Origin of the sequence: Microvirga rosea (assembly GCF_020595095.1) — a bacterium.
GTDB classification, from domain to species: domain Bacteria; phylum Pseudomonadota; class Alphaproteobacteria; order Rhizobiales; family Beijerinckiaceae; genus Microvirga; species Microvirga rosea.
Genome location: NZ_JAJDOP010000006.1, coordinates 1 through 17,556, shown reverse-complemented (window position 1 = coordinate 17,556; position 17,556 = coordinate 1). Strand labels below are relative to the sequence as shown.

Below are 17,556 nucleotides of genomic sequence, written 5' to 3'. Positions count from 1 at the left end.
TCCCCGAGCCGAAAAGGAAAGGGCGTTCCCGAGCCGGTCAGGAAATGATCTCGATGACGGGATCGAGGTTGAGGAGCTTCGCCAGGGCCTTGAGGCGGCCGACGAGCCGCTCGTTGGCAAGATCGGCCCGATGGCCCGGCAGCTGCAGGACGACATTCCGGCCCCTGGCGATGAGTGGCGTCTGCGGCAGGACCCCCTCCATGGCGACCGATACAGGAAAGGCGACCCGCATCATGGCGGCCAGCAACCGTGCCCGCTCCATCAGGCGTGAGCCCGCCAGCGTCACGATCCGGGACCCGACCTTGTCGGGCGAGAGGCCCTCGTGCCGGAAGAAGTTCGACAGGGCAAGATAAGCCCGTCCCGGGTGATCCAAGCCCACGAACGCCCCATAGGCGATGAGGTTCAGGCTCTGCTCACCCCGATAATCGGGATGGGCCCGCCAGCCGATATCGGCCAGGAGGCATCCGGCTTGCCGCAGGCGGCGCTCATATTCGGTTTCGGGCAGCCCCACGGATTCGATGAAGCTGCTGGTCCACTCCCAAAGCTCTTCCCCGTGACGGGGGGAGCGCGACCGAAGCAGATTGAGGTCGCTCGCTGCGCGAAGCAGTGGGTCGAGCCGGCGCTTGTCGGCATCGAGCTTGTCGTAGAGCAGGCCTTCGCGGACGCCGAGGGCGGAGATGGCAATCTCCCGAGGCTCGCCCAGACGGATGATCTGCTCGAGCAGGATCGCCCCATAGGCGAGCAAGGGGCGCCGTGCCTCGGAGATGCTCTCGATATCCTTCAGGGTCTTGGCCTCCGCATCCTCGACGAGGTGCAGGAAGTCCATGCTGTCATCGGGGTTGATGACGTAATTGTGCATCACGTGAAGCGGGTAGCCGACAACCGCCTGATGCAGCCGCGCCAGGGCACGCCAGGTGCCGCCCACCGCATAGAACGTGCGGCCGTGAAGGCTTGCGAGTTGATCGGCAGCCCTTTCCAGGGACGTGCGGATGATCCGCTCCGCGCGGCGCAGGGATCCGCCGCTGAGGTCCTGAAGTGCGAGGCCTCCGAGAGGCATCGTAACGCCCTCTCCGACCTGATCGCCCTTCACGTCCACCAATTCGAGGCTGCCGCCGCCCATGTCGCCCACGACCCCGTCGGGACGAAAGAACCCGGAGACCACCCCGTAAGCCGAGAATTGCGCTTCCCTTGCGCCGGACAGCAGCTCGATGGAGCAACCGCAGGCCCTTTCGGCCGCCTCGAGAAAAGCCGGACCATTGGAGGCGTCCCGGGCGGCTGCCGTCGCCAGCACATAGATTTCCGAGACGTCCATGGTGTCGCAAAGCACCCGGAACCGGGCGAGAGCTCGCAACGCTCGTTCCACCGCGTCATCGTCGAGGCGACCCGTCGTGGCCACATGGCGCCCGAGGCCGCAGAGCACCTTCTCGTTATAGATGGGCGTGGGAGCCCGGGAGACGCCCTCATAGGCGACAAGGCGGACCGAGTTCGAGCCGATATCGATGATGGCGACCGGGCGGCCGATCTTGAGCCGCCCCTGCGCCTCGCTGCGCTCAGCCAGAACCATCAGCGCTGCCCGCGCTTGGCGAGCGCCTTCGGGCTCGACGTCTTGAGGGACTTGCCGCGGCCCGACAAACTCGGATTGGTCATGAAGTACCTATGGGCATTGAAAGGCTCCTCGCCTTTCGCAGGAACGATCCGGCGGCTGGTACCGTCGGGAAGCACCATCCAGCTCTGCTCGTTGTCCAGGAGATTGGCGAGCATGATCTGATCCAGAACCTGCTGATGGACCGTCGGATTGAGGATCGGGAGCAGCGCCTCGACCCGCCGGTCGAGATTGCGCGGCATCAGGTCCGCCGAGGAGATGTAGACGTGGGCCTTCTGGTTGGGAAGTCCCTGGCCGTTGCCGAACGCGTAGATGCGCGTGTGCTCCAGGAAGCGCCCGACAATGGACTTCACCCGGATATTCTCAGAAAGTCCCGGAATTCCCGGACGCAGACAGCAGATGCCGCGAACGATGAGATCGATCTGCACACCGGCGGCGCTTGCATCGTAGAGCGCATCGATGATGACCGGATCAACCAGGGAATTGCACTTGCCCCAGATCGCCGCGGGACGCCCGGCCTTCGCATGGGAGATCTCTTCGCCGATGTGCTGGAGGAGACGCTGCTTCAGGTTGATCGGCGACACCGCCATGCGCTCCAGCTCCGCCGGCTCCGCGTAGCCGGTGACGAAGTTGAAGATGCGCGAAACATCGCGTCCGATCACCGGATCGGCGGTGAAGAAGGACAGGTCCGTGTAGATGCGCGCCGTGATGGGGTGGTAGTTGCCGGTTCCCACATGGCAATAGGTGATGAGCTGCCCGCCCTCGCGGCGCACGACCATGGACAGCTTCGCGTGGGTCTTCAGCTCGATGAAACCGAACACGACCTGCGCACCGGCACGCTCGAGATCGCGCGCCCAGCGGATATTCGCCTCCTCGTCGAAGCGGGCCTTCAGCTCCACGAGAGCCGTCACGGACTTTCCGGCCTCGGCGGCCTCGGCGAGTGCCGCGACGATCGGTGAGTTCGAGGAGGTGCGGTACAGCGTCTGCTTGATCGCCACGACGTTCGGATCGCGCGCAGCCTGATGCAGGAACTGCACGACGGCATCGAAGGATTCATAGGGATGATGGACGATGATGTCCTTCTCCCGGATGGCTGCGAAGCAATCACCGCTGTGCTCGCGAATCCGCTCGGGAAAGCGTGGGTTGTACGGCTTGAACTTCAGGTCCGGGCGCTCGAGGCTCACGAGCTGAGACAGGTCGTTGAGGCCGAGCATTCCCTCGACGACGAAGAGCTCGTCCTCGGCGATCTCGAGCTCCTCGGTCACGAACTGCCGCAGATCCTCCGGCATGGCGCTTTCGACTTCGAGACGAATGACGCTGCCGCGACGCCTGCGCTTGAGGGCGGTCTCGAAGTGCCGGACGAGATCCTCGGCCTCTTCCTCCACTTCGAGATCGGAGTCGCGGATGACGCGAAATGCCCCCTGCCCCTGGACGTTGTAGCCCGGAAAGAGCCGGCTCGTGTAGAGCACGATCATCTGTTCGAGCGCGATGAAGCGGGTCGAGCCGGTCTCAGAAAAATCGGGAAGACGGATGAAGCGCTCTGCCTTCACGGGAAGGCGGATCAGCGCGTTCAGAACCTTGCCGTCGCTCTGGCGGACGAGCTTGAGGGCGATCGACGAGCCCAGATTGGGAATGAACGGGAACGGATGGGCCGGATCGATGGCGAGCGGCGTCAGAACCGGGAAGATGTGGTTGAGAAAGTAATCTTCCAGCCACGACGCTTCTGGTTTCGTCAGGCCCGAGCCGTCCACGAGGACGATCCCTTCCTCCTGCAAGGAAGTTCTCAGTTCCCTCCATCGCCCTTGCTGGTCGGAGGCGAGCTTGGACACCTCGACGGCGATTTTCGAGAGCTGCTCCTGAGGTGTCAGTCCATCCTGGGACGTCGTCGCCACGCCGGATCGAACTTGGCCGCGCAGACCGGCGACACGAACCATGAAGAATTCATCGAGGTTGTCTGCGGAAATCGACAGGAAGCGCAGCTGCTCCAGAAGCGGGTGGTTCCGATTCGAAGCCTCCTCCAGAACGCGGCGATTGAACTGGAGCCATGACAGCTCGCGATTGATGAAGCGCTGCGGAAACTGGCGCAGGATCGCGCCGTCGAGTTCGATGTCCGGCGGTGCCTTCGGGGCCGGAACTTCACTGACGATTTCGGCTTCGTCCAACACAAGGGCGCTGCGCACATCGGTCTCCGTCATCTTTCGCGGAGCCCGTTTTGGTTTGGACTTCGTGACGGTTTCACGACGGCTTGATGTCGGAGGCTTTACCTCGTCTTCAATCGATCTCATCAGCGTCCTGAATGGCCCCTAAAATTTCCGATGCGATGGCGCGCGATACGCGCCGCCCCCGACTCAAGGCCTCCTTGTCGAGGAGCGTCACCACCTCGGCGGCCCTGGCAAGCGACCGCTCGATGCGCAAAGCAATGTAATCGACAACGCTGGTATCGACCACGAGTTGCCGATCCACGAACAGCTTCACCAGTACTGCCCTGAGAAGCGCATCATCGGGCGGGTCGAGGGACACGGTGGCCGCAAGGCGCAGGCGGGACAGCAAATCCGGCGTCCGGATCCCCCAGGTATCCGGCGGTGTCGCGCAGGTCATCAACACGAAGGCGCGCTTCTCGCGGGCAAGGTTCAGCAGGTGGAACAGGGAAGCCTCGTCGCGCTCGACCCGGTCGAGATCCTCGATGACCAGCGCACCGTTGGAGACGAGATGGGGAACCTTGTCCTTGACGACCTCGAACGCGTCGATGGTCCACGCATGGGCCAGTTCCGCCCAGATCGCCGCAAGATGGCTCTTGCCGCTGCCGCGCGGCCCATGAAGCATCAGGGTGGTATCGGGCCAGTCGGGCCAGCTTTCGATGAAGGCGTAAGCCTGCTCGTTCGAAGGGCTGACGAGGAAATCCTCGCGTCCGAAGCGCGGATCGAGGGGAAGGTCAAAGGCGAGCTGCTTGGGGCCCTCACGCATCGAATTCGATCCGCTTCTTGTCATCCTCCGGGCCCGGCATCAGGATGACCGGGTCGGCTCCTCGATAGATTGGGCTCGCCAGGTATTGCTTGAGGGCAAACCGGGCGATCACGCCCATCGCGGCCGCGAGCGGCACGGCCATGAGCAGGCCGACGAAGCCAAAGAGCGCACCGAAGGCGAGAAGCGCGAACATCAGCCAGACGGGATGCAGACCGACTGAATCGCCGACGAGCTTCGGCGACAGGATGTTGCCCTCGACGAACTGTCCGAACACGAAGACCCCGAGAGTTGCGAGAATCCAGGTCCAATCCGGCCAGAACTGCACGATCGCGACCCCCATGGAGAGGATCAGCCCGGTGAGCGAACCCACATAGGGGATGAAGCTCAGGATCCCGGACGTCATGCCGATCATGGCGCCGAAATTCAGGCCGATAAGGGATAGTCCGACCGCGTAGAAAGTGCCCAGGATGATACAGACCATCGCCTGCCCGCGCACGAATCCCGCAATCGCCATATCGATGTCGCGCGCGATCGCCCGGATCGTCTCTCGTTGACGCACAGGCATCCAGGAATCGACGGTCGCCACCATGCGATCCCAGTCGACAAGCATGTAAAAGGCCACGACCGGGGTCACGACGAGAAGCGAGAAGATGCTGAGCAGGGCCTGTCCCCCCGACCAAAGGGACTGGAGAAAGGCCCCGACCCAGGCGATGCCCTGGCTCAGGAGATTGCCCACCGAGGTCTGCATCTCGGAAAGGGCGCTGGAACCGCCGAACCGCTCGATGAGGGGACCGCCCTGCTCGACCGCCAGCTGCTGAAGCCTGGCGACGTAGCTTGGCAGCCGCTGGACGAAGGCGCCGACCTGCTGGGCAGCCAGGGGCACCACCACCACCAGCAGAACGATGAAGATCAGGACGAAGAGGATCAGGATGACCAGGCTGGCGCCCAGGCGGCCGATGCCGATGCGCTGGAGCCGGTCGGCCAGGGGGTCGAGCAGATAAGCAAGGGCGAAGCCGGCCACGAAGGGCAGCAGGACCGTGCGCAGGACCATAAGCAGCGTCACGGTGACCACGAAGGCCACGAGCCAAAAAGCAATCTGCCGCTGGACCGTCATTGCCGGGTCTCGTCCCTCTCCTGCCCTAGCCGCTCATGTGCCGGAGCCATCCTCCGAGATAGGCACCCGCAGAGGCAACGGTCAAGGCGGCGACGAGAGCCATCATGGCAAGCCGGAGCGTATCGTCCACAGCAACCCCAAAGGCATTGGTCCCGAGCACAAGGGCCGCAAAGGCGATTTGGGCGCCGGTATTGAGCTTGCTGAAGCCGATCGGCTTGATTTCCACGGGCCGCTGCATGACCCACGACAGGAGCACGGCTCCGACGATCATCGCATCTCTCGAGACGACCGCAATGGCGAGCCAGCCGGGGATTGCCGCCACAACGGCCAGCGTGACGTAGATCGAAACCAGCAGGGCCTTGTCGGCGATAGGATCGATATAGGCCCCGAACTCGCTGCGCATGTCGAAACGCCGGGCGATGAACCCATCGGCGGCGTCCGATATCCCCGCCGCCACGAACAGCACAAAGGCAGTTTCCCAGCGCCCTTGCATGATCATCACGATCAGGAACGGCACAATGATGAGGCGCGCGATTGTAATAAAGTTTGGGATCGTCATCGTCACAGAAGGATGGGGTGTCGAAACGGCAATCGCAACGGCGACGCTTGAGACTGTCGCCATGTCGCTCCCCGAGGGGATGGAGCGCGTCGCGATGGCGACGGACGCCGGTCCACGCACAAACCCCTTGCCTCTGGCGGCCTCTCGCCTTACTGCCCCGCATGGACGGGGACTGCCGATGACCGAGAAACAGCAGAACGGGCTCACCTACGCACAGGCAGGCGTCGATATCGATGCCGGCAACGCCATGGTCGACCAGATCAAGCCCTTGGTGCGCTCCACCCGGCGCCCTGGCGCGGATGCCGAGATCGGCGGATTTGGCGGCCTCTTCGATCTGAAGGCTGCCGGATTCAAGGACCCGATCCTTGTGGCCGCCAATGACGGTGTCGGGACCAAGGTCAAGATCGCCATCGATACGGGCATTCACGACACGATCGGGATCGATCTCGTGGCGATGTGCGTCAATGACATCATCGTTCAGGGCGCAGAACCCCTGCTGTTCCTCGACTATTTCGCGACCGGGAAGCTCGAGCCCGAGGTCGGCGTGGCCATCGTCAAGGGCATCGCCGAAGGCTGCCGCCTGGCGGGCTGCGCCCTGATCGGCGGAGAAACGGCGGAAATGCCGGGCCTTTATGCCCGTGGTGACTACGATCTCGCGGGCTTCGCCGTCGGCGCGGCCGAGCGCGGGACCCTTCTGCCCAAGGATGTGGCCGTCGGGGACGTCCTGATCGGGCTACCCTCCTCCGGTGTCCATTCCAATGGTTTCTCGTTGGTCCGGCGGATCGTCGAGCTCTCCGGCCTCCAATGGACCGATGAGGCGCCGTTCGCCCAAGGCAGCAGCCTCGCCCAGGCGCTTCTCGAGCCGACCCGGATCTATGTGAAGCCGCTTCTTGCAGCCTTGAGAGACGGCGACGGGATCAACGCGCTGTGCCACATCACCGGCGGCGGGTTTCCCGACAACATTCCGCGGGTTCTGCCTGAGAGCGTCGGGGTCCGCCTCGACCTGAACGCCATTCCGGTTCCACCGGTCTTCGGCTGGCTGGCCGGGACCGGCGGCGTTGCCGAGGCGGAAATGCTGCGCACCTTCAACTGCGGGATCGGCATGATCGTCGTTGCCGCCGCCGATAAGGCGGACGAAGTCATGGCACGCCTGCGCGCCGCCGGCGAAAATCCGATTCGTATCGGCGAGACGGTTTCCCTCACCACGGGCGAAGCGGTTCAAACCTCCGGACGCCTGGCCCTCTGATGAACCGACGTCGCATCGCCGTTCTGATCTCCGGGCGCGGCTCCAACATGGTCTCGCTCATCGAGGCCGCGCAGAAGACCGAGTTTCCCGGCGAGATCGCCCTCGTGCTTTCCAATCGCCCGGATGCCGGCGGGCTTGAGCGCGCCAAAGCGTCCGGGATCGAGGCGCTTGCCATCGATCACAAGGCCTATTCCACCCGCGAGTCCTTCGAGCAAGCCATCGATGAGGCCCTCCGGAGCCGTGACATCGATTTTGTCTGCCTCGCCGGTTTCATGCGCGTGCTCACGTCGTGGTTCGTGGAACGCTGGGAAGGCCGGATGATCAACATTCATCCGTCCCTGCTGCCCCTGTTCCGTGGAACTCACACGCACAAGCGGGCCCTGGAGGAAGGTGTGCTGGTGCATGGCTGCACCGTGCATTTCGTCGTGCCCGAACTGGATGCCGGGCCGATCGTGGCGCAAGCGGTCGTGCCGGTTATTCCCGGGGACACGGAAGACAGCCTCGCAAAGCGGGTTCTGGCGCAGGAGCACCTGCTGTACCCGCAGGCCCTCCGGATGATCTGCGACGGCCGTGCCAGCCTCGACCGCGGGCGCGTCCTGTTCACGAAGGGCTGGAATGCCGAGGGGGCTCTTCGTTCCCCCTCGTGACCTTTATGCAGATCACCCGCGCACCGGAGCGGGTGCGCAGGGGCTGAAGGATCCGAAAGGACCGCCGCTTACAGGGCCGGTCGCTGCAGCTTGCAGGAATCGAGCGCCCCGAGGGCCTTCGCGCGCGCGCCTTCGTTGAAGACGCCGGTATCGCGATAGGCCTGGACCTCGTCGGCGCTCAGGGACCTCATGGTACGGCCCGCGTAGCAATCACATTTGCGCGACAGCGAGAACTCGCTCACGTTCTGAAGCTTCGCCTGCGTCACCGCGCAGGCCTGGCGAACGCGGGATTGCAATTCACCGATGCTCGCGGTCTTCAGCGCAGGATCCACCGCATATTGCGTGGGCGTGTTGGAGGCGGCTGCGAAGGCGGCATGGGTGGAAGCGGCGATGGCGATTGCAGCCAGCACCGGACGAAGAACGGCTCTCATGGGGACTCCTGAAGGAACGAAGGTTCGAGCTTAAGGATAGGCTCGCCCCGTCAGGGTCAAGAGGCTGGCATGAATAGCCTTAAGACTTAGACAACGATGGCCTCTGCCGCCCTTTTATCTGCCGCTGAGGAAAGTGACGGGGCCGACGCGATGGCCGGATCGACTTTCGCCAGAGCCACCCGGTTGTCGTGAAAAGCGGCACCGCCATAGGGTGCCGGTTGATCCGCTCCGGTCAGCGTATTGATGCCCCGACCATGAGGGTGCGCCTCGTTCGGCCAGAGTCCCTCCGCAATCAGCACGCCGCGCCTCACGCCGTCGAACAGGCGCGCCCTCAAGTACACGTCCCCGCGATGGTTTTTCAGCTGGACCCAGTCTCCGTCGCCAATGCCGAGAGGCCCGGCATCGAGGGGATGAATCATCACCTCCGGACGCCCCTCCTTCTCCCGGGAGGTCGGCGTCTCGTTGAAGGTCGAATTGAGGAATTGCCGCGCGGGGCTCGTCGCCAGACGGAACGGATGCTCGCCGGTCGCTTCCTCGATAACGGCCCAGTGGTCCGGGAAGGACGGAATCGCCGTCCATGGCCCCATCGGGCCGTTGTTGCCCGATGGAACCTTTGTCCAGTCGGGCATGAACCGGAATTTGCCATCCGGATAGGCGAAGCCGTCGAGATAGTGGGCCTCTCGGAAAGGCGGCTGCGCATCGACGTGCACTCTCGCTTCCAGATCCGCAAGCGAGCCCCAGCCGGAATCCTTCAACGTCCCGTCGATCAGCGCCCGCGGCTCCATGTCGAAGGCGCGATGCGCGGCACCGACCCGCTGAGCGATGGCGTGAATCACCTCGTGATTGTTTCGGCACTCGCCCGGCGGCTCGATGAGTTTCGGACCCACCTGGAAATGCTGATGCCCACCGGCGGAATAAAGGTCGTCGTGCTCCATGAACATGGTCGCGGGCAAGACGATATCGGCCATTCGCGCCGTTTCGGTCATGAACTGCTCATGCACGCAGACGAACAGATCCTCCCGCGAGAAACCACGCTTCACGAGCTCCTGTTCCGGCGCAACGGAGACCGGATTGGTGTTCTGGATCAGCATGGCCTTGACCGGAGGCCCATGGAGCAGCGCATCCGGATCCCCCGTCAGGATGCGGCCGATCTGCGACTGGTCCAGACGACGGATGGACGTATCGACCGTCTCGTGCGCTTCGATGAGGCCCTTGTTCCAATGATAGATGGCGCTGTTGCTGTGAAAGGCGCCGCCCCCTTCATGCTGCCAGGCTCCCGTCACCGCCGGAATGCATGAGGCCGCATGCATGTTGATCGAACCGTTGCGCTGACGGGCGAAACCGAAACCGAGGCGGAAATAGGTTCGCTTGCGCTCGCCGACGAGGCGCGCGAACGCCTCGATCTCATCCACCGAGAGCCCTGTGATCGCTGCGGCCCATTGAGGAGTGCGACTTTTAAGATGCGCTTCGAATTCCTGCGGACGATCGGTGTAGCGGGCGAGATAGGCGCGGTCCGCATAGCCGTCCCGGAACAGCACGTGCATGACGGCGCAGGCGAGAGCGCCGTCCGTTCCCGGTTTCACGAGCAGCGCCATGTCGGCCTGCTTCATCGTCGCGTTCATGTAGATGTCCACGACCACGATCTTGGCCCCGCGCTCCTTGCGTGCCCTGAGCGCGTGGGTCATCACGTTGACCTGCGTATGCACCGCGTTGGTGCCCCAGATCACGACGCAATCCGACACCGCCATCTCGCGCGGATCGGGGCCCGCGAGCCGGCCTGTCCCGGCGACGAAACCGGTGTACGAGGTTGCGGTGCAAATGGTCGAATACTGGCCGGAATATTTCTTGACGTTACGCAAGCGGTTGATGCCGTCGCGCATGACGTAGCCCATGGTCCCGGCGTAGTAATAGGGCCAGACCGATGCGGAGCCAAAATCCCTCTCCGCCTCGAGGAATTTCGCCGCCACGATGTCGAGCGCCTCGTCCCAGGACACGCGCTCGAACGCGCCGGAGCCTTTCGGACCGATACGCCTCAGGGGATGAAGGAGACGGTCCGGATGATGGATGCGCTCCGCATATCGCGCCACCTTCGCGCAAATGACCCCCGCCGTATACGTGTTGCTTCGGGCTCCGTGCACGCGGCCGATGGAGCGGCCATCGATCACCTCCACATCGAGCGAACAGGTCGACGGGCAGTCATGGGGGCAGACGGAGGGGCGGCGTTCGACGCGAGGACTTTGGTTCATGGCGAGGGCATCATGGACGAGGATCCCGAAAACGAAAAGGCCGCCCGGAGGCGGCCTTCCTATGCCATATCATCTAGGCCTTAGCCGACGATCTCGTTGCCCGAGAAGAACTGGGAGATCTCGATCTTGGCGTTGTCCTGGCTGTCCGAACCATGGACGGAGTTTTCGCCGATCGACTTCGCATAGAGCTTACGGATCGTGCCTTCGGCGGCGCTCTCCGGGTTGGTCGCACCCATGATCTCACGGTAGCGGACCACGGCGTTGTCGCCTTCGAGTACCTGCACCACCACCGGGCCGGAGATCATGAAGTCCACGAGCTCGCCGAAGAAGGGGCGTTCCTTGTGAACGGCGTAGAATGTCTCGGCCTCGCGGCGGCTCATGATGATGCGCTTCTGCGCCACGATGCGCAGGCCGGCTTTCTCGATGACGGCGTTGATGGCGCCGGTCAGGTTCCGCTCGGTCGCGTCGGGCTTAAGGATGGAGAAGGTGCGCTCAATGGCCATGAAACTCACTCTTGAAGAGAAATATGGAAAGTGGGGCGCTTATACCGGCCGCTTTCCAAGGCCTCAAGGGCCTTTTAGCGCCTGCGAAGGCGAGATTGGCAACAGAGTTATCGTGCTTTTCGCCCCCGACGGCGTTTTCCTCGCCGGATCCCGTATTCTTCGGTCGGAAATGCCCTAGTGTCTCAGGCACGGTCCGTCCGAAGACCGGCTTTTCCGGAGTGAAACATGAAACCTGTCGCCTTCGCCGCCATGATATTGCTGTCCCTCGCGGGCTCCGCCCAGGCCCAATCCACCGATCCGAGCGGTACCTATCTCAGCGAGAGCCGCGAAACCCGGGTCCGGGTGGCCAAGTGCGGGAGCGCCTATTGCGGAACGATCGTCGCCGTTGAAGGGGAGACGAAGGACGTCAACAATCCCGATCCCAACCTGAAGGGGCGGAACCTCGTTGGCGTCCAGATGATCTCCAACCTCCAGCCTTCCGGCGAAGGTTTTACGGGACAGCTCTATAATTACAAGGACGGGAAGACCTATACCGGCAAGATGTCGTTCCAGGGCGGCAAAGCCATGCAGCTCTCCGGCTGCATCCTCGGTGGCCTCGTCTGCCGCTCGCAGACCTGGACCAAGGTCAACTGACCGGGAAACCGGTCGGATCGGCCCTTTGAGGCCGATTGAAGGGGCCCTACCCTCCCGCACGGTCCGGAGGGTAGACCCGTTTCACCAGCGCTACCGGGCCCGTTGGCCGAAAAGAATGGCCTGAACAGCCGGATCCTTGAGATCGGTCTTCGCCTTCTCCTCGGAGCTGACGGCGATGGCCTTCGTGACGGCGGGGCGGGCCAGCACGGCGGCAAGCCAGCGCTTGACGTTGGGAAACTCTTCGATGTTCTGGCCCTGCCGTTCCCAGAGCTTGGCCCAGGGGGCGATGGCCATGTCGGCGATGGAATACGCGCCGGCCACGAACTCGCGGTCGGCAAGCCGCTGGTTCAGAACGCCGTAGAGGCGGTTGGTCTCGTTGGTATAGCGCTCGATGGCGTAAGGCACCTTCTCCGGCGCGTAGATGCGGAAATGGTGGGTTTGGCCGAGCATCGGGCCGAACCCTCCCATCTGCCAGAAGAGCCACTGATCGACCTCGACGCGGCTGCGCTCGTCCCGCGGGTAGAACTGGCCGGTCTTTCGGCCGAGATATTGCAGAATGGCCCCGGACTCGAAGACCGAGATCGGCTTGCCGTCCGGCCCCGCGGGATCGACGATGGCGGGCATCTTGTTGTTCGGCGAAATGGCGAGGAAGTCAGGCTGGAATTGATCGCCCTTGCCGATATTCACCGGATGGACCGTATAGGGAAGCCCCGTTTCCTCGAGCATGATGGTGATCTTCCATCCGTTCGGTGTCGGCCAGTAGTAGAGATCGATGGGTTGTTGGGCGGCTCCCGCCATGACATTCCTCTCCTGGTCATGAACGAAACGTTCGTCGTGGGACGTTAAGACATAAGATTGTGACGGTCGCTACCAATCGCAACGAATTTCCGTGGACAGCGCGCATGGCCGCCGTGTCCGACTTGCATGTTTCAACGTTTCATATGAGATGCCCAAAGCGCCCGTTTTCATAACATGGGGCCTTTAGGGGGATTCGATGACGAACCTGATCTCGCGCACCGCTCTGGCCGTGACGGCCGCTCTTCTGCTCGCCGCGCCGCTCCCGGCATCGGCTCAATCCACGCCGAAAAAGGAGCCGACCGCCGGTCAGCTCGCGGCGCGGGAACGCATGAAGAAATGCAGCGCCGAATGGAAGGACGCCAAGGCGGCCGGCAAGGTCACGAAAGACATGAAGTGGCCGAAATTCTGGAGCGACTGCAACAAGCGCATCAAAGGCGGCGACAAGGCCTGACCTGAGGCATCCGCCCTCAGAAACGGCCCAGGCCGCCGGACGGGCCCCTCATCGGGTTGCGATGAGGGCGCCCGTACCGACCATGGCGCCTCCGGCGACGCGGCCGACCCAGCGCATGCGGGCCGGGGTGCGGAACCATTGCGATGCCCGCCCGGCCAAGGCCGCATAGAACGACATGGTCGCGACGTTCACGAAACAAACCGCTGCCAGCACCACGGCGATGTCGGATGCCCTCAGGGCGCTGATGTCCAGGAGGAGCGGCATCAGGCTGGCGTGAAAGAGGATCGCCTTCGGATTGCCGAAGGCGATTGCCGCACCCAGCACCGCGGATCGGAAGCGACCGCCCGGGCGTGCCGGAGCGTCCTGGAGGGCCTCGGCTGCCTTGCGCCACATCTTGATGCCGATCCAGATCAGGTAAGCGGCGCCGGCATATTTTACGACGGCGAACACCCATCCGAATGCAGCTGCCAGGGCCGCAAGGCCGACAAGGGCCAGAGATACCAGCGCCATATCCCCTGCGGCGCTACCGAGCCCAACGGCCACGCCGGATCTGGCTCCCCGGGTAAGGCCCGTGGAAATCACGGCAAACATGGCCGGGCCGGGAGTGGCCGCCGCCAGAAACAGGGCTGCTACGTAAGCGATCAGCGCGGTCGTCGTCATGAGCACTCCCCTTGCCGCTCGGAGAGTATTGCTCCCTTGGCCAACCTTGCAAGCCGCCCCGCTTCCGACGGATCGCCAGGACAGCCGGACGTCCTCCGCCGAAGTCGTCAGAGCTTCTTCTTGAAGCCTTCGTGGCTGCGGGTGTAGCCGAGCCGTTCGTAGAAGCGGTGGGCCTCCGTGCGGGTCTTGTTGGAGGTCAGTTCCAGCATGCCTGCGCCCCGGCGCCGCGCTTCCTCCTCCGCAAAGATCATCATCTGAGAGCCGATGCCGCCGGAGCGGCGGGCGCCTTTGACCTTCACGCTCTCGACCTTCACGCGGAGCGCTCCGCGGCTCGTCAGGTTGGGGATGAAGGTGAGCTGAAACGTGCCGACCACTTCGTCCCGGTCGAGGGCTACGAAGAGGCTGTTTTCCGAACTCTGCGCGATCGCCGCAAAGGCCGCCTCGTAGGCCGGTCGGTTTTCAGGCGTCCAGGCATCGCCATGGCTTCCCAGCTCATCCTCTTCGTGAAGGCGGATGATCGCCTCGAGATCCTGTGGCGCGGCCTCTCGGAACGTCAGGGCGCTCATGCGGCCTCACGGGAGGTTTTCGGCAACAGCGCGTCGGCAGGCTGGAATCCGGGCAGCGCCTCTATTCTCGCCTTCCAGGCCGCAACGTTCGGATAATCGTTCAGGTCGATTCCGGCGGCATCCGCGAAGGCGATCACGCCATAGATATCGACGTCGGCGATGGTGACGCCCTCCCCGACGAGCCAGTCACGGCCGGCGAGGTGCGTGTCGAGCACCTTCACCGCTGCCTTGGCGGAGGCAAGGCAATCCTCGTAGACCTCGGGAGGCGCCGGACGGAAGCCGGCCTTGATCAAGCGAGCCCTGTAGAGGGGCGAGGCAAGCCGATCGAAATCCCAATAAAGCCATTCCCGCGCCTGGAAACGCTCTTCGAGGGACGAGCCGCCGAACCTGCCCAGCGTATCGGCCAGATATTCAAGGATGGCGGCGGACTGGCAAAGATGGCGGCCGTTCGACCGGTCCACCAGGAGAGGCACCTGCCCGAAACGCTGCTTTGAGAGGTAATTCGGGCGCTTGTGCTCCCCCTCCATCAGATTCAGGTGCGTGTAATCGAAGGGCTCACCGGCCAGGGACAGCATCAGGCCGACCTTGTAAGTCGGGCCGGAAACGAACATGCCGTGGAGTTCGAAACGTGCGGGCATCGTTGACCTCTGCGAGAAACTGGCCGGACCCTAGAGGATTCGCTCCACCGGCAAAATGGGAAAGTCCTGTGCCGGATTGATTCAATCGGTCAGAAGGACCAGAATCTCAGGAATAGTTGGCTTGGGGGCGACCATGGACAAGGAACGACGGCTTCTTCAACAAACGGTCGCGATCGTCGCCATCGTGCCGGTTGCGATCGGCCTCTATGGTGTGCTTTTCGGCCAGGCGTTGACGGGCGATGCGGTGAGCATCTCGGCCGAAAGCCATTTTCGCTTTCTGTCGGCCCTGCTCCTCGGTATCGGCGTGTGCTTCTGGAGCACGGTGCCGAGCATCGAGATCAAGACCAACCGGTTCCGGATCTTGACCCTTCTCGTCGCGATCGGCGGACTCGGTCGCCTTGTTGGTCTGATGCTGACGGGATTGCCGTCCCTGTTCATGATCGGCGGACTGTTCCTGGAATTGATCGTCGCGCCGATCCTGTGCCTGTGGCAAACCCGTGTCGCCAACCGCTATGCGGAGGAATTCGGGGTGGCCTGACCCCACGACGACGTCTGGCGCGTCAGAGATCCTTCTCGAAGCGGTACTCGACCGAGTTTGAAATATCGCCGAGATCCCGCTCTCCCGGAACCTGGACATACCCGAGCCGCTGATACAGGCGATGGGCGGTGGTAAAGCGCGTGTCCGACCAGAAGATCATGCGCCGCGCCTGCCGCTCCCGGGCATGATCCTCCGCCTGCCGCACGAGGGAAGCGCCGAGCCCGCCTCCGCGCCGGTCCGGCCGGACATAGAGCCGGTGCAGCTCCGCCGTTCCCTCCTCGGGAAAATCGACCGCGACGCAGGCGCAGACGCGCCCGCGCTCGTCTTCGACCACCCAGAATGCCCCGCCCTTACGGTCGAAGGACGACCCGGCCCTCAGAAGATCGGGAAGATCATCATGAGGGTCGATGAAACATCCGGGATACTCGGCAAAGCACAGAGCCAGAAGTCCGAACAGGTCCTGGGCGTCCGCGTCCACAGCGGGGCGCAAGGATCCGGATGCTGTCGTGACGACGTCGCTCATTCGATACCGAGCTTCGCCTTCAGCATCTCGTTCACCGCCTGCGGGTTGGCCTTGCCGCCGGTCTGCTTCATCACCTGGCCGACGAACCATCCCAGCAAGGTCGGCTTCGCCTTTGCCTGCTCCACCTTGTCCGGATTGGCGGCGATCACCGCATCGATCGCGGTCTCGATGGCGCCCGTGTCGGTGACCTGCTTCATGCCGCGGGTTTCCACGATCTGGCGCGGATCGCCCCCTTCGGTGAACACGATCTCGAACAGGTCCTTGGCGATCTTGCCCGAGATGACGCCCTCGCCGATGAGGTCGATGATCCCGCCGAGCTGCTGCGCCGAAACGGGCGAGGACGCGATGTCCTTGCCTTCCTTGTTGAGGCGGCCGAAGAGCTCGTTGATGACCCAGTTCGCGGCAGCCTTGCCGTCCCGGCCCTTCGCGACATTCTCGTAGAAATCCGCGGACGCACGCTCCGCTACAAGCACGCCCGCGTCATAGGCCGGCACGCCGTAATCGGCGATGAACCGGGCCTTCTTTTCGTCCGGAAGCTCAGGAAGGTGCTGCGCGAGATCGTCCACGTAGGCCTGGTCGAATTCGAGCGGCAGCAGATCCGGATCGGGGAAATAGCGGTAATCGTGCGCCTCTTCCTTGGACCGCATGGAACGGGTCTCGCCGCGGCCCGGATCGAAAAGCCGGGTTTCCTGATCGATGACTCCGCCATCCTCCAGGATCCCGATCTGGCGCCGGGCTTCGACCTCGATGGCCTGACCGATAAAGCGGATGGAGTTGACGTTCTTGATCTCGCAGCGGGTGCCGAGAGGCTCGCCGGGGCGGCGGACGGAGACGTTCACGTCGGCGCGCAGGTTCCCCTTCTCCATGTCGCCGTCGCAGGTGCCCAGATAGCGCAGGATCGTGCGCAGCTTGGTCACATAGGCCCGCGCCTCGTCGGACGAGCGCAGATCCGGCTTCGACACGATCTCCATGAGGGCGACCCCCGAGCGGTTGAGATCGACGAAGCTCATGGTGGGGTGCAGGTCGTGGATGGACTTGCCGGCATCCTGCTCGAGATGGAGACGCTCGACGCCCACCGTGATCGTTTCGCCGGTCTCCGGCACGTCCACGATCACCTGTCCTTCGCCGACGATCGGGCTCTTGTACTGGCTGATCTGGTAGCCCTGGGGCAAGTCCGGATAAAAATAGTTCTTCCGGTCGAACGTGCTCTTGAGGTTGATCTGCGCCTTCAGGCCGAGGCCCGTGCGGATCGCTTGGCGCACGCATTCCTCGTTGATGACCGGCAGCATCCCGGGCATGGCGGCGTCCACCAGGGAAACGTGGCTGTTCGGGTCGCCGCCGAAGGCCGTGGATGCGCCGGAGAACAGCTTCGCTTGGCTGGTCACCTGGGCATGGATTTCCATGCCGATGACGATTTCCCAATCGCCTGTCGCACC

At 63.5% G+C, this 17,556-nt stretch carries 19 protein-coding genes; 5 read left to right on the top strand and 14 right to left on the bottom strand.

Annotation, left to right across the window (positions count from 1 at the left end; all coding sequences use genetic code 11):
* Window positions 1-37: 37 nt before the first annotated feature.
* From ppx to LJD17_RS16175, 5 genes are all read right to left on the bottom strand, one after another.
* The gene (gene ppx / locus LJD17_RS16195; protein WP_227385237.1) at window positions 38-1,564 is read right to left on the bottom strand and encodes an exopolyphosphatase; all 1,527 of its coding nucleotides are present in this window, start codon (window positions 1,562-1,564) and stop codon (window positions 38-40) included.
* A complete protein-coding gene (locus tag LJD17_RS16190; RefSeq protein WP_227385236.1) occupies window positions 1,564-3,798 on the bottom strand; it encodes an RNA degradosome polyphosphate kinase in 2,235 nt (744 codons plus the stop codon). Before LJD17_RS16190 ends, ppx begins: the two co-directional genes overlap by 1 nt.
* A 76-nt stretch (window positions 3,799-3,874) precedes the next feature.
* Window positions 3,875-4,567 carry a P-loop NTPase family protein gene (locus LJD17_RS16185; protein ID WP_227385235.1) on the bottom strand — a complete coding sequence of 231 codons (693 nt, stop codon included), beginning with the start codon at window positions 4,565-4,567 and terminating at the stop codon, window positions 3,875-3,877.
* Window positions 4,560-5,681 (bottom strand): AI-2E family transporter, encoded by a 1,122-nt coding sequence (locus LJD17_RS16180; RefSeq protein ID WP_227385234.1) that lies wholly within the window; start codon window positions 5,679-5,681, stop codon window positions 4,560-4,562. Before LJD17_RS16180 ends, LJD17_RS16185 begins: the two co-directional genes overlap by 8 nt.
* 25 nt (window positions 5,682-5,706) lie before the next feature.
* On the bottom strand, window positions 5,707-6,240 hold the full coding sequence (locus LJD17_RS16175) for a CDP-alcohol phosphatidyltransferase family protein (protein WP_227385407.1): 534 nt from the start codon (window positions 6,238-6,240) through the stop codon (window positions 5,707-5,709).
* Window positions 6,241-6,418: 178 nt separating this feature from the next.
* On the opposite strand from LJD17_RS16175, the gene purM reads away from it, so the two are divergent.
* Together purM and purN are read left to right on the top strand one after the other, a co-directional pair.
* Window positions 6,419-7,486, top strand: a complete 1,068-nt coding sequence (gene purM, locus LJD17_RS16170; RefSeq protein ID WP_227385406.1) for a phosphoribosylformylglycinamidine cyclo-ligase — start codon at window positions 6,419-6,421, stop codon at window positions 7,484-7,486.
* Window positions 7,486-8,133, top strand: coding sequence for a phosphoribosylglycinamide formyltransferase (gene purN, locus LJD17_RS16165; protein ID WP_227385233.1), 648 nt, complete (start codon window positions 7,486-7,488; stop codon window positions 8,131-8,133). Before purM ends, purN begins: the two co-directional genes overlap by 1 nt.
* 68 nt (window positions 8,134-8,201) lie before the next feature.
* Here purN and LJD17_RS16160 read toward each other — a convergent pair whose 3' ends face one another.
* The 3 genes from LJD17_RS16160 to ndk all read right to left on the bottom strand — a co-directional run bounded on the left by LJD17_RS16160 (window position 8,202) and on the right by ndk (window position 11,313).
* Window positions 8,202-8,564 (bottom strand): hypothetical protein, encoded by a 363-nt coding sequence (locus LJD17_RS16160; protein WP_227385232.1) that lies wholly within the window; start codon window positions 8,562-8,564, stop codon window positions 8,202-8,204.
* A gap of 86 nt (window positions 8,565-8,650) precedes the next feature.
* A complete protein-coding gene (locus tag LJD17_RS16155; protein WP_227385231.1) occupies window positions 8,651-10,810 on the bottom strand; it encodes a molybdopterin-containing oxidoreductase family protein in 2,160 nt (719 codons plus the stop codon).
* An 80-nt stretch (window positions 10,811-10,890) separates the two neighbouring features.
* Window positions 10,891-11,313, bottom strand: coding sequence for a nucleoside-diphosphate kinase (gene ndk, locus LJD17_RS16150; RefSeq protein ID WP_227385230.1), 423 nt, complete (start codon window positions 11,311-11,313; stop codon window positions 10,891-10,893).
* 225 nt (window positions 11,314-11,538) lie between these two features.
* Between ndk and LJD17_RS16145 the strand changes: the two genes are divergently transcribed.
* The gene (locus LJD17_RS16145) at window positions 11,539-11,946 is read left to right on the top strand and encodes a DUF2147 domain-containing protein (protein ID WP_227385229.1); all 408 of its coding nucleotides are present in this window, start codon (window positions 11,539-11,541) and stop codon (window positions 11,944-11,946) included.
* Window positions 11,947-12,036: 90 nt separating this feature from the next.
* Here the strand turns inward: LJD17_RS16145 and LJD17_RS16140 are convergent, their stop codons facing one another.
* Entirely contained in the window at window positions 12,037-12,744 is a 708-nt protein-coding gene (locus LJD17_RS16140; protein WP_227385228.1) for a glutathione S-transferase N-terminal domain-containing protein, read from the bottom strand.
* A 196-nt stretch (window positions 12,745-12,940) separates the two neighbouring features.
* Between LJD17_RS16140 and LJD17_RS16135 the strand changes: the two genes are divergently transcribed.
* Window positions 12,941-13,195: a hypothetical protein gene (locus tag LJD17_RS16135; protein WP_227385227.1), complete on the top strand. Its 255-nt coding sequence runs from the start codon at window positions 12,941-12,943 to the stop codon at window positions 13,193-13,195.
* A gap of 48 nt (window positions 13,196-13,243) precedes the next feature.
* Here the strand turns inward: LJD17_RS16135 and LJD17_RS16130 are convergent, their stop codons facing one another.
* The 3 genes from LJD17_RS16130 to LJD17_RS16120 all read right to left on the bottom strand — a co-directional run bounded on the left by LJD17_RS16130 (window position 13,244) and on the right by LJD17_RS16120 (window position 15,059).
* Complete coding sequence (locus LJD17_RS16130) at window positions 13,244-13,855, bottom strand: LysE family translocator (RefSeq protein ID WP_227385226.1); 612 nt, start codon at window positions 13,853-13,855, stop codon at window positions 13,244-13,246.
* 107 nt (window positions 13,856-13,962) lie between these two features.
* Entirely contained in the window at window positions 13,963-14,421 is a 459-nt protein-coding gene (locus LJD17_RS16125; protein ID WP_227385225.1) for a GNAT family N-acetyltransferase, read from the bottom strand.
* Complete coding sequence (locus LJD17_RS16120; RefSeq protein ID WP_227385224.1) at window positions 14,418-15,059, bottom strand: glutathione S-transferase family protein; 642 nt, start codon at window positions 15,057-15,059, stop codon at window positions 14,418-14,420. Before LJD17_RS16120 ends, LJD17_RS16125 begins: the two co-directional genes overlap by 4 nt.
* A 133-nt stretch (window positions 15,060-15,192) precedes the next feature.
* Between LJD17_RS16120 and LJD17_RS16115 the strand changes: the two genes are divergently transcribed.
* On the top strand, window positions 15,193-15,597 hold the full coding sequence (locus LJD17_RS16115; protein ID WP_227385223.1) for a DUF4345 domain-containing protein: 405 nt from the start codon (window positions 15,193-15,195) through the stop codon (window positions 15,595-15,597).
* Between the two features lie 22 nt (window positions 15,598-15,619).
* On the opposite strand, the gene LJD17_RS16110 is transcribed toward LJD17_RS16115, so the two are convergent.
* Both LJD17_RS16110 and gatB read right to left on the bottom strand, forming a co-directional pair.
* On the bottom strand, window positions 15,620-16,120 hold the full coding sequence (locus tag LJD17_RS16110; protein ID WP_227385222.1) for a GNAT family N-acetyltransferase: 501 nt from the start codon (window positions 16,118-16,120) through the stop codon (window positions 15,620-15,622).
* The coding region (gene gatB / locus LJD17_RS16105; protein WP_264478446.1) for an Asp-tRNA(Asn)/Glu-tRNA(Gln) amidotransferase subunit GatB at window positions 16,117-17,556 on the bottom strand (1,440 nt) is incomplete at its 5' end. The genes gatB and LJD17_RS16110, both read right to left, overlap by 4 nt.

Coding starts and splice junctions, on each gene's coding strand:
- ppx (WP_227385237.1), bottom strand. CDS start 1,564: ATGGTTCTGGCTGAGCGCAGCGAGGCGCAGGGGCGGCTCAAGATCGGC.
- LJD17_RS16190 (WP_227385236.1), bottom strand. CDS start 3,798: ATGACGGAGACCGATGTGCGCAGCGCCCTTGTGTTGGACGAAGCCGAA.
- LJD17_RS16185 (WP_227385235.1), bottom strand. CDS start 4,567: ATGCGTGAGGGCCCCAAGCAGCTCGCCTTTGACCTTCCCCTCGATCCG.
- LJD17_RS16180 (WP_227385234.1), bottom strand. CDS start 5,681: ATGACGGTCCAGCGGCAGATTGCTTTTTGGCTCGTGGCCTTCGTGGTC.
- LJD17_RS16175 (WP_227385407.1), bottom strand. CDS start 6,240: ATGACGATCCCAAACTTTATTACAATCGCGCGCCTCATCATTGTGCCG.
- purM (WP_227385406.1), top strand. CDS start 6,419: ATGACCGAGAAACAGCAGAACGGGCTCACCTACGCACAGGCAGGCGTC.
- purN (WP_227385233.1), top strand. CDS start 7,486: ATGAACCGACGTCGCATCGCCGTTCTGATCTCCGGGCGCGGCTCCAAC.
- LJD17_RS16160 (WP_227385232.1), bottom strand. CDS start 8,564: ATGAGAGCCGTTCTTCGTCCGGTGCTGGCTGCAATCGCCATCGCCGCT.
- LJD17_RS16155 (WP_227385231.1), bottom strand. CDS start 10,810: ATGAACCAAAGTCCTCGCGTCGAACGCCGCCCCTCCGTCTGCCCCCAT.
- ndk (WP_227385230.1), bottom strand. CDS start 11,313: ATGGCCATTGAGCGCACCTTCTCCATCCTTAAGCCCGACGCGACCGAG.
- LJD17_RS16145 (WP_227385229.1), top strand. CDS start 11,539: ATGAAACCTGTCGCCTTCGCCGCCATGATATTGCTGTCCCTCGCGGGC.
- LJD17_RS16140 (WP_227385228.1), bottom strand. CDS start 12,744: ATGGCGGGAGCCGCCCAACAACCCATCGATCTCTACTACTGGCCGACA.
- LJD17_RS16135 (WP_227385227.1), top strand. CDS start 12,941: ATGACGAACCTGATCTCGCGCACCGCTCTGGCCGTGACGGCCGCTCTT.
- LJD17_RS16130 (WP_227385226.1), bottom strand. CDS start 13,855: ATGACGACGACCGCGCTGATCGCTTACGTAGCAGCCCTGTTTCTGGCG.
- LJD17_RS16125 (WP_227385225.1), bottom strand. CDS start 14,421: ATGAGCGCCCTGACGTTCCGAGAGGCCGCGCCACAGGATCTCGAGGCG.
- LJD17_RS16120 (WP_227385224.1), bottom strand. CDS start 15,059: ATGCCCGCACGTTTCGAACTCCACGGCATGTTCGTTTCCGGCCCGACT.
- LJD17_RS16115 (WP_227385223.1), top strand. CDS start 15,193: ATGGACAAGGAACGACGGCTTCTTCAACAAACGGTCGCGATCGTCGCC.
- LJD17_RS16110 (WP_227385222.1), bottom strand. CDS start 16,120: ATGAGCGACGTCGTCACGACAGCATCCGGATCCTTGCGCCCCGCTGTG.